Here is a 10,687-nt window from a genome sequence, read left to right on the forward strand (position 1 = left end):
CCGCGTCGGCGTGACGTTGGCGGGCATGGTCATCGGCCCGCCGTGGAGTCGGCCCGGGAGTGTCGACCGCCAGGTCCCGAGGGAGGTCTTCTCGCCCGCCGTGGCGGCGAGGACGCAGTATCCGTTGGCGCCGTTTCCTGGCCCGCGGGCGGTCACGATGTTGGGGCCGGGAGGAGGCGGGCTCGCCGCCGTCAGCCCGGCGCGTTCGGGTGACGGCGTGTCCTGCCACCGGCCACCCGCGACGGTTCTCGTCCTGGCGCCCGTCACCAGCACCTGAGTCAGGTGGGGTAGAACAGCGGCCAGCATGTTCGCTCGGCTGTCGAGCCACTGTCGCCGCTGTTCAGGAGTACTGGCGCGCTTGGAGGTCGAATAGGTCGTGGTATCGGCCGTGTTGTTTCATTAGTCCCTCGTGGGTGCCTGTTTCGACTACTCGGCCCTCGTCCAGGACGACGATGAGGTCTGCTGCTCTGACCGTGCCGAAGCGGTGCGATACGAGGACGGTGACCGTGCCGTCGCGTTCTCGGGCTTCGCGTGACAGTGCCACGAAACGGGCGAAGACCGCGGCCTCGGCTGCGGGATCCAGCGCGGAGGTCGGCTCGTCGAGCACCAGTAGCCGCGGTGTCGATCGCATCGAGCCTCGGGCCAGGGCTAGGGACTGCCACTGTCCCCCTGACAGTTCGGCGCCGTCGACCAGCGACTGCCCCACTGGGGAATCGATCCCGTTCTTTAGCTTGTCGACGACGGTGGCGGCTCCGGAGACCTCGATCGCGCGTTGGACGGCCTCGCGAGACCACCGCGCTGTGAGGTCGCCCATCCCTACGGCTTCCCGCACGATGAACTCGAATCTCTCCGCGTCCTGGAAGACCGCGGAGACCTCCTGCTGCCACGCGCGAACATCGAGTTGTTCCATGTCGACACCGTCGATCCTGACCGTGCCCTGCGTGGGCCGGTAGAACCCGCACAGCAGCTTGACGAGGGAGGACTTCCCGGCGCCGTTCTCTCCGACGAAGGCCACCACGGTCCCGGCCGGCAGGTACAGGTTCACGTCGTCCAGGACGGTCGCGTCGGAGTCGGGGTAGCTGAACCGCAGGGACTCCAGTTCGATGCCTTTGGGCCGGCGGGCTACCGATTCGGACGGTGCCTCTGTGGGGGCACGGCAGCGGGCGTCCAGCCAGGCGAGGTGGTCGAGCGTGTGGCCCAGGCGGCGCAGTTCCTTGATCGCTGACACCGCCGTGGCCATCTGCCCGTTGACCTGAAGTGCCAGCAGGACGGTGAGGATCAGGTCTCCCACTCCGACCTGGCCCGCCAGGACCCGTCCGGCGACCAGCACCGTCGCGGCGAGGTAGCCCAGGCAGAAGAGCGACTCACCGGCCATCTTGACCAGCGCGGCCCGGATCTCCCCCCTGTCCAGACGGGCGCTCGCGCGGTTCCAGGCGGCCGCGTGGTGGCCGGCGATCCGGGGACCCGCGCCGCCGGCCTTGAGCTCGGCCGCCGACCCGGTCGACGACGCCAGTTCGAAGAGATGGCGTGCTTGGCGCTCGTGGACGGCCGCGGCGTTCCTGGCAGCGGCCATGAGGGCCTCGGCGCGGGCGACCGCCCATATGGCGGGCAGTGCCGTCGCGGGCAGTGCGAGCAGCCACGGGCTGATCCGGGCCAGGAGGAAACCCGTGGTCAGCATGCCGACGGCGAGCCCGCAGCCGGTCATCACGGCCTGGATACCGAGCCAGCTGACCCGTTCCAGTTCCGTGCGCAGGATCTCGATCCGATCCGCGACCGAGGGGCTCTCATGGGGCTCCAAGGTCGGCGACGTGTCCAGAGCACGGGCACAGGTCAGGTCGAGGTCCAGGAAGATCTGCTCGCCCAGCTCGAAGTAGAGCACGTGCGCCAGATGCCCGGCGCTGAGGTGGGCCATGATCCCCAACGCGGCGCAGAGGGCCGCGACCGCCGCCCCGGTGCCGTCGCCGCGCAGCGTCCGGTCGGTGAGCAGTCCGAAGGTGAGCGCCACGACGGGGATGGCGGCGGCCTGGAGCATGACCAGCCCGAGGGCGAGTGCCAGCTTGAGCCGGTCGATGCCCCAGGCTGCGCGGATCAGCCGCGCGCAGGCGGTCACGGCGCCGGTCGAGGAACGTCGCCGTCGCCGGGACCCCTCAGCGGAACCGTTCGGCCTGGAGCCGGAAGAGCCGGGCATACTCCCCTCCTGCGCTGATGAGGTCATCGTGCGTCCCCGTTTCCTGGACGCGGCCGCCGCCGATCCGGACGATCCGGTCGGCGCGCCGCACGCTGGAGAACCGGTGGGAGATCAGCAGGCATGTGGCGCCCTGGGTCAGTTCCATGAACTCGTCGAAGAACGCCGCCTCCGCACGGACGTCCAGCGCGGCGGTCGGTTCGTCCAGGATCACCAGCCGGGCACCGTGCGAGACGGCGTAGAGGCAGCGGGCGATGGCGATCCGCTGCCACTGCCCGCCGGACAGGTCGGTCCCGCCGGGGTACAGGCGCGAGAGCGGGGTGTCGAATCCGTCCGGCAGGCCGGCCAGTGTCCGGGCGATCCCGGCGTCCTCGGCGGCCTGCCGGATCCTGTCCTCGTCCCAGGGGGCGAGCGGAGCGCCCAGCGCGATGTTCTCCCGCGCGGAGAGGTGGTAGCGGAGGAAATCCTGGAACACCACCGAGGTGCGTCGACGCCAGTGCTCCGGAGGCAGTTCTTCCAGTGGGGTGCCGTCGGCACGGGTCCGGCCGCCGTCGGGTCGGTAGAGCTGCGTCAGGAGCTTGACCACGGTGGTCTTTCCTGTCCCGTTGCCACCGACCAGGGCGGTGCAGGCGCCTGATGGGAGGGTCAGCGTCAGAGATCTGAGCACTGGGCGTTCACTGCCGGGGTAGGTGAAGGAGACGTCCTCGAACGACACCGCGGGGGCCGGCGGCGACGGATCCTTCGACGCCCCTGGACTCCGGAACCGCGCCTCCTCCCCTTTCGGAGGGCGGCTGCCACTGGCGACGGCCTTCTCCAGCCGGTCCGTCGCCAGGACCGAGCGCATGCCGAAGATCAGTTGCAGATCCGCCTCCGGCCAGAACTGGGCGAGCATGATCGCGGCAACGGTCGCCTGCAGGGAGACCACCAGGCCGGTCAGGTCGTGCTGCCGCCCCGCCTCCGCGGCGACGGCGAGGCAGGCCAGGCCCAGGGCGACGAGGCCGATGCCCGTGTACCGCAGGAACGGGTGGAGCAGGATGCGCCGCCGCTCTGCGCGGACGATGCCGAGCCAGTCCTGATGGACCGACGCGTACCCGTCCGCGATCCACGGGCCCAGCCCGAACAGCCGGACCTCCTTTCCGCCCTTGGCGCCGATGGCGATCCGGCGCAGATAGTCGCTGCGCCGCAGCTTGGGTGCGAGATCGTCCCAGACGGTGGAGTAGCGTCGCTGCGCCCGCACCTGCCCGAGGCGGAACAGCAGGACCACCGCCAGCAGCAGCACCCCGACCAGCCAGTCGGTCACGGCGGAGAGCAAGGTGACCAAGCCCAGGATCGTGCCGTAGCGCGACAGCGCGACGAGCTGAGCTGCGCAGGCCTCCCCTGGTGTCTGCCAGCCGTGGTCCAGTGGCCGCCGGGCCTCGGTGAGCAGATCCCGGACGGCGGGGTCCTCCAGCGGGCCCAGGTCGCCACGTTCCAGGCAGATCCGCACGATGCGCTGATGCACCGCCAGGTCGACCCGCCGGCGGGCGATCTCGGCCAGCGCCCGCTCCAGCGGGACCGACACCTGCTGCCCCACCACTGCCGTGGCCAGCACGGCGGACCAGAGCATCAGGTCACGCACGACCGTGGAGGCGTCGGTCCCGGCGGGATACTCGATCAGGGCGCCCGACAGGTGCCCGGTCACAAGGGTCACGGTCAGCGGGAGTCCGGCCGCCAGCGCGTTCACGGAGACCAGTGCCGCGAGCAGGGGCCGGCCAATGTCCGGCATCAGGTGCAGGAGCCTGCGCCGTTCGTGCAGCGTCGTCCGGGCCCGGTCGGCGAGAGCGCCCGCCGGCGTGCCGCTGAGTCCGGTGTTCAACGGACGGTCTGGACGCTCATCGGCGTGGAGAGCGTCCGTCGATGGTCCACCCGGCGCACCGGCCCGACGACGTCGACCTCGGCCGAGAGCGAGATGTCCTCGGCCGAGCGCCCGACGAGCAGGTGGATCAGGCCGGGCTCGACGATGCGGTGCAGGTCCCGTCCGGTATAGGCCAGGCGGTCGGCGTGCAGGCGGCACCGCACCACCGCCGTTCCACCGGTCGGGAGGTCCACGCGGGTGAAGGCGAGCAGTTGCCGCGATGGCCGGGCGACCTGGGCCACCGGATCGCAGAGGTACAGCTGCGGGACGTCCGTTCCCGCCGTGTCGCCGGCGTTGGTGACCCGGAACTCGATGTCCAGCGTCCCGTCCGTTGCCATCTGACCGGTTCCGAGCCGCAGGTCGTGGTGCTCGAATCTCGTGTACGAGAGCCCATGCCCGAACGGGTAGAGCGGCGTCGGGTCCGCTGCCGTCATATCGGTCTTCCCCGCTGAAGCCGGGCGCTGGTAGGTGCTCGGCTGGGCCGATCCGTGCCGCGGCATCTCCACCGGTAGCCGTCCGGACGGGTTGACGTCTCCAAGGAGGACTCCCGCCACGGCGCGGCCGCCCTCCTCGCCCGGGAAGAACGCCTGCACGTGCCCGGCCAGCCTCTCCGCCCACCGGTCCGTCGCGTAGGGACGTCCGGAGACCGTGACCAGGACGACGGGCGTGCCCGTACCGAGCACCGCCTCCAGCAGTTCGCCCTGGGAGCCGGGCAGTTCCAGGTCGGGGACGTCGCAGCCCTCTCCGGACGTCCCGTCCCCGAACAGCCCGGCCCGGTCTCCCAGGACGGCCACGCACAGCTGCGCGCCGGCGGCGGCGCGGACCGCCTCGGCGATCTGCTCGGTGCCCGGCTTCGACACGTCGCATCCCGGCGCGAACTCCAGCGCCGGGCCTCTCGCAAGTCGCTCCCGCAGGGCGTCGTAGATGGTGGGGACGTCGATCCCCATGCCGCTTTCCGGGTAGTACCGGCCGACATGGTTGGGGAAGGCGTAGCAGCCGAGCAGCGCGGCGGGCTCGTGCGCGCACGGGCCGACCACCGCGATCTTGCTGTAGGCCGCCGGATCGAGCGGCAGGGTTCCGCGCCCGTTGCGCAGCAGCACCACGGAGCGGTCCGCGATCGTCCGGGCCATCGTCCGGTGCTCCGCGGAGTCCAGCCGGACGTCCCGGTCGGCCGGAGTGCCCTCGGTGCCGGCGGGAGCCGAGGCCACGATCCCGGGATCGGGGTTCCAGGTTCGATCCAGGAGCCCGGCCGCGGCCTTCTCGGTGAGTACGCGTCGCACCGCGGAGTCGATGAGCGGCACGCAGGCCGGGTCTGCAACGGCGCGTCGCTTGAGCGGTTCCCGGAAGCACTCGCCCGTGGGCAGCTCGACGTCCACCCCTGCGGCGAGTGCCAGCGCCGCCGCCTCCTCCGGTGAGGACGCCACACCGTGGAGCCGATGCAGATACGACACCGCGAAGTAGTCCCCGACCACCAGGCCGTGGAAGTCCCACTCATCGCGCAACAGCTCTTGCAGGAGTTTCGGGTCGGCGGTCGGCGGGACGCCGTCCACGTCGGCGTTGGATGGCATGACCGATTGCACGTGCCCCTCCCGCAGCACCATCTCGAAGGGCGGCAGGACGACGTCCATGAACTCGCGGGGCCCGATGCTCACGGGCGCCAGGTTGCGACCGGCGCGCGAGCCGCTGTAGCCGGCGAAGTGCTTCGCCGTGGCGATGATCCCGGCGTCCTGGAGGCCCCGCACGTAGGCGGTGGCAAGGACCGAGACGAGGTAGGGATCCTCCCCCAGCGTCTCCTCCACGCGACCCCACCGGGCATCCCGGACGACGTCGAGCACCGGTGCGAGCCCCTGGTGCACCCCGAGAGCGCTCAGGTCCTGACCGATGCGGCGGGCCATCAGCTCGACCGTGGCGGCGTCGAACGTGGCGGCCCACGCCAGCGGGGCGGGGAAGGCCGCGGCCCGGTAGGCGGTGACCCCCGTCAGGCACTCCTCGTGGACGAGCGCCGGGATCCCGAGGCGGGTGCGCCGGCGCAGCTCCTGCTGGAAGCCCGACAGCGCTCGGGCGGCCGACTCCGGTTCCACGGGGACCGACCCGTACACGCGGGCGAGCTGCCCTATGCCGTGGACGGTCAGGTCCTCCAACGGCGTGCGGTCGGGGCCGTCCTCCACTATGAGGTTGCGCGCGAGCCGCGGGGTCCCGCCGTCACCGTCCTCGACCATGACCCAGACGCCCTGCAACTGCGCGATCTTCTCGTCCAGCGTCATCTCGGCCAGCAGCGCCTCCACGCGCGCGTCGACGGAGAGCCGGGAGTCACTCCACGCTTCAGTCGCCGGCGACCGATGGGGCAGTTCGAGATCCATGGTCAGTCCTATCCCGTGGTTTCTTCGGCGATCCCGCCGTAGGCGAGCCGTTCCCGGGTCCACCGCACCAGCCCAGGCATGGAGTCCTCCAGGACGTCGAAGACGGTGCGGAAGTCATCGTCATCGCCGTAGTAGGGGTCAGGGACGTCCGGGGCCGGCTCCCTGGGCGAGACGGCGGCGAACGAGCGCATCAGCCGTATGTCCGCCCCAGGCGGCGCGATCTCGCGTACCTGCCGAAGATTGGCCTCGTCCATCGCGACAATGAGGTCGGCGGACAGGTGATCGCTGTCCACGCAGGCTGCCACGTGCTCTCCGGGGATCCCTTTCGAGCGCAAGACCGCCATGGTCCTCGGGTCGGCGGGGGACCCCACGTACCAGTCGAACAGTCCTGCACTGGTGACATGGACATGCCGGTCCAGGTCGGCTTTTCGCAGGTGGTGCCGGTAGAGGATCGTCGCCATGGGCGAGCGGCAGATGTTTCCTTTACAGATGAAGCAGACGTGCACTGCTGGTGTCAACGCCACGCGAAGCCGTCCTCCCGTCCCTTTCCGCCGCAGTTGGAGAAGCCACCGAGGTAGTACCTCAGGGTGGGCCGCTTCGTGCAGGCGATTGCCACACCGGCGTCCAGCAGTTCTTCGAGCAGGACGCTGTCCTCTCCCATGAAGTCGGTCTCGTGCTGCGGCGTGTACTCCTCGAGAAATGGGTGGGCGAGGAGGAGGTCCCGCTCGAAAAGCCATGTGTTGGTGTCGACGTCACGCCATGCCCCCGTGCGCCGGTGCGGATCGGCCCGGTCCCGCATGTACGGCGTGCCCGGGGTGACCACGCCGCAGGCCAGGGCGAACGCGTATTTCCTTCGGCTCTCCGCTGGGTCCCGGCTCCACGGCCAGGTCCCGTCCAGCCATGGGGAACCGTCCGGGTGCAGGACGATGCGCTCGGAATGCACCGCGGGGGACCCGGTGGCCCTGGCCAGCGACAGGAGGGACTCGATGTGCTCGGGCTCCCACTCGTTGTCGTCGTCCAGGAAGGCGATCCGATCGGTGGTCGCCCGCGCCACGGCCAGGTTCCGCAGGCGGGCGAGCCGCCCGGGACCACTGTGGTCGGACGCGGACCGGGGCGAGTAGAGGACCTCGGTCCCGGGTGGCGATTCCGGCAGCGCGGCCCGCGTGGCCGGGCAGCCATCGACGATCACAAGATGGCGAACGCGGACGGTCTGCTTCCGGACGGACGCCATGCACCGCTCCTGAAGCAGGTCGGGGCGGCCACGGGTGACCGTCAGAACCGTCACCCCGGTGTCATCGTCCTGCGGTGAGGAAGACGGGTCCGTCACCGGCTCCCAGACTGGGACTGATGTTGGCGCGGCCGTCGGCACTCCATCGCCGGATGCCCCCGACGAACTCGCGGCCGACGAAGAAGGCGCCGAGCACGGAGCGGACCGGGGTGGGTGCGAGTGTTCCGGCACGGCTGATCACTACCTCCTCGGACGGGGGTCGGACGTCGGTCTGGAGAACCCAGGGCCGGTGCGAATCGTGCAGCGCCGCATGCAGTGCGTCCTCCCATTCGCTCCGCCGCAACCGCGCTCCGAAGAAGACGCCGTCGCCGTCGTACCCGTCGGCCGGCTTGAGGACGAGGCGGTCCGGCCAGGCCAGGGCGTACGCGACCAGGTCGAGCCGGCCGGACGGTGTGAGGCAGCGGCGCGGCGCCAGGAGCCGGGTCCAGGGCAGGACGGTACGGACCGTGCGGGCGAGCGGGCCGGGGAGCAACCCCTCGTCGGCGGCCTCCGAGACCAGGGCCAGCATCCCCTTGTGCGCGTAGAGGTCACCGACGAAGTTGCCGACCAGCCGGACCCGGCCGTCCGCGATACGCCGGCACAGCGATGTCCAGACTCTTCCGCGGGCAGGGTCCTCGCCCCGGTCTTCCTCGAAGAAGCGATAGACGGCGCCGACCCGCTGATACCCCAGACGGACCCCGTCCTCGTCGAAACACAGCGCCTCCAGAGGAGCGGCGGCGCAAGCGAGGCCCAGGGAGGTCAGGGCGGACGCCAGCCCTCGCGCGTACCGTCCCGGGTAGTCGTCGGACGCGGCCGCCCACCAGCTGACGACGAGAAGGCCGGCTCCCTCCGGGCAGTCGGTGCGACGCAGATGGTCGACGAGATCCCGCAGCGGCATGCTCGGCCGAGCGTCCAGGTCATGGAGCACGCGCCCGACATCCTCCTGGCTTGAGGCCGCGGCACACAGATCCGATGCCTCGACCAGACCTCCCAGCCAGGGGGACGCGTTGAGATCCACGATCCACGCCTTTCCCCCATCGACCACCAGGTCGGGTCGGGCCGACCGGGCCCAGTCCTGCCCCGAGGCCACAAGGCAGGAGGCGTCCACGCCGGGAACCTCTGGCAACAGGCCTTGGCGCCCAACCGGCAGCGGAAGCCCATCGTCGGTCAGCAGCAGGTCGATCGCCTCAAGGACGGCGCGCACACCAGACGAGATCGTCCGGGCCAGCCGCGGACCGATCATCCACGGCGACGCCGCGTAGACCGGTTCGCGGGCGTCACCGCGCCGGGTGTCCCATGGGTAGCTGAGACGGTCGATGCCGTACGACTGGAAATGCGCCGCGGCCTCGTCCCGCCGGGCCATCAGCAGCCGGTCGACGTCATACTCCGGCCGGCGCACGCCCGCATCCGGGGAGGTCCTACGAAACATCTGCAGGTGGATGCGACACCTCGCGTGCGTGGGCAATGAGCCGCGCCGTCGCCACCGTGTGCGGATGGGTGCTCCCCAACACGTCCTGGCGATGGACCAGCAACTCCTCAGCGTCCAGCGGCGCACCAGGATCGACCACGAATCCCCAACGGACCAGCTCATGAAACGTCGTGAGAGTGCGGGGATGGCGCGACCCTTGGACCTTCCGCCGCGTCGGCAGCAGTTCACCCAACTGCCGGTACGCCTCGTCCGGGGCACCCGATTCCCCGATGGCCCGGGCCAGCTCATGGCGCGTCGTGAGCACGTTGACGTGCTCCCATCCCAGCAGACCGGCACGATCGTCGAGGACGGACTCCAGCAGGCACCTCGCGTCGCGCCAGTCGCCGAGCTCGCCCAGCCGCCGCGCCATCTCGTGGCGCGAGGTCAGGGTGTCGGCGTGGAGCGGCCCGAAGGCCTCCAGGCGCGCCTTCAGCGCACCACCGATGATCGTGATGGCACGGACGAGATCGCCCTCCTCGGCCACCCAGTAACCCAGCCGGTGGTAGGTGACCAGGGTGTCCGGGTCGCTCTCCCCGAGAACGACGCGCCGCCGCTCAAGCAGCGACCCGCACATCGCGGCCGCTTCCGCGAATTCCCCGCACTCCCCGACCCAATACGACAGGTTCTGCCGGCAGTGCAACGTTCCAGGATGGTCGGGACCGGCATGCTCGATCCATGACGGGAGCTGGCTTTCGAAAAGTTTTCGGGCCTCCCATGGCCGCCCGCCCTCCCCGATCCAATGAGCCAGGAAATCGCGGGTGGTGAGAGTCTCCACGTGCTCGTCGCCGAACACGTCCAGGTAACGGGGAAGGATTTCCGTCAGCACTTCCACCGCCCGGCCGATGTCACCGGCATCCCCCGCGCGATCGGCATCGCGCCTCCGGGCGTTCAACTCCCGTGCCTGGTCATCGTCACGATTCGGCGACGAGCGTAGGGCCATCTACCCTCCCCAGAGCGACTTCCGCAGCAGAGAATAGCAAGCCATGATCAACGATCATAGACTGTCGCCATTCTGGCCAGCACAAAACCACCACTCCATGCATGGTAGATCACCGGCGCTTCACATCAGCTTCACATCACCTTCACGGCTCACCCGAGCCGCCCGCAGCACACGATCCGGCCTATATGATCAACAAGAAGAAACACGATAACCACGAACAACTCCCCCGGGGTTACCCATCGGTCGCCGCGCGCTGCACTGTGGAGGCGGCGCGGCCGACTGGGGCGCGCACCGAGAGCCGGGTCGTGGCTCGCCGGCGCGGAAACAGGCTGCCGGGCTTGCTGGTCTGCCGATATTCGGGGCGCGACTCGCGCTTGACCCGGCGAAATTCTGCTGCCCTTCAAGCCACTTTCTCGACGGTATCTGGTCTGGCTCGACTATCTGTTCGCGTCCTGGCTATCCGGGTGTGACCTGCGGGGAGAGCTGCGTCCTGCGGATGAGTCCTCGTCTGACGGCGCCATCTTTCGCTTGGGGCAGCACATCGGCGTCGGGGGGCTCAACCGCGGGGGGTGG

Annotated in this window: 8 protein-coding genes; all 8 read right to left on the minus strand. The window is 70.1% G+C overall.

Annotated features, from left to right (window positions below; translation table 11 throughout):
- Positions 1 to 267: hypothetical protein (locus ABGB11_RS41885; protein ID WP_347641257.1), on the minus strand; the 267-nt coding region annotated here is incomplete at its 3' end.
- A gap of 73 nt (positions 268 to 340) precedes the next feature.
- The gene (locus tag ABGB11_RS41890) at positions 341 to 2,110 is read right to left on the minus strand and encodes an ATP-binding cassette domain-containing protein (protein ID WP_347641259.1); all 1,770 of its coding nucleotides are present in this window, start codon (positions 2,108 to 2,110) and stop codon (positions 341 to 343) included.
- A 37-nt stretch (positions 2,111 to 2,147) separates the two neighbouring features.
- Complete coding sequence (locus ABGB11_RS41895) at positions 2,148 to 4,040, minus strand: ATP-binding cassette domain-containing protein (RefSeq protein WP_347641260.1); 1,893 nt, start codon at positions 4,038 to 4,040, stop codon at positions 2,148 to 2,150.
- A complete protein-coding gene (locus ABGB11_RS41900; protein WP_347641261.1) occupies positions 4,037 to 6,439 on the minus strand; it encodes a glycoside hydrolase family 3 N-terminal domain-containing protein in 2,403 nt (800 codons plus the stop codon). Before ABGB11_RS41900 ends, ABGB11_RS41895 begins: the two co-directional genes overlap by 4 nt.
- Before the next feature lie 8 nt (positions 6,440 to 6,447).
- Entirely contained in the window at positions 6,448 to 6,963 is a 516-nt protein-coding gene (locus ABGB11_RS41905; RefSeq protein WP_347641263.1) for a low molecular weight protein-tyrosine-phosphatase, read from the minus strand.
- Complete coding sequence (locus ABGB11_RS41910; RefSeq protein WP_347641264.1) at positions 6,954 to 7,808, minus strand: glycosyltransferase family A protein; 855 nt, start codon at positions 7,806 to 7,808, stop codon at positions 6,954 to 6,956. Before ABGB11_RS41910 ends, ABGB11_RS41905 begins: the two co-directional genes overlap by 10 nt.
- Positions 7,732 to 9,105: a hypothetical protein gene (locus tag ABGB11_RS41915; protein ID WP_347641265.1), complete on the minus strand. Its 1,374-nt coding sequence runs from the start codon at positions 9,103 to 9,105 to the stop codon at positions 7,732 to 7,734. Before ABGB11_RS41915 ends, ABGB11_RS41910 begins: the two co-directional genes overlap by 77 nt.
- Before the next feature lie 19 nt (positions 9,106 to 9,124).
- Positions 9,125 to 10,114: a tetratricopeptide repeat protein gene (locus tag ABGB11_RS41920; protein WP_347641267.1), complete on the minus strand. Its 990-nt coding sequence runs from the start codon at positions 10,112 to 10,114 to the stop codon at positions 9,125 to 9,127.
- Positions 10,115 to 10,687 lie beyond the last annotated feature (573 nt).

It is taken from the genome of Actinomadura sp. B10D3 (assembly GCF_039871695.1).
GTDB classification, from domain to species: domain Bacteria; phylum Actinomycetota; class Actinomycetes; order Streptosporangiales; family Streptosporangiaceae; genus Spirillospora; species Spirillospora madurae.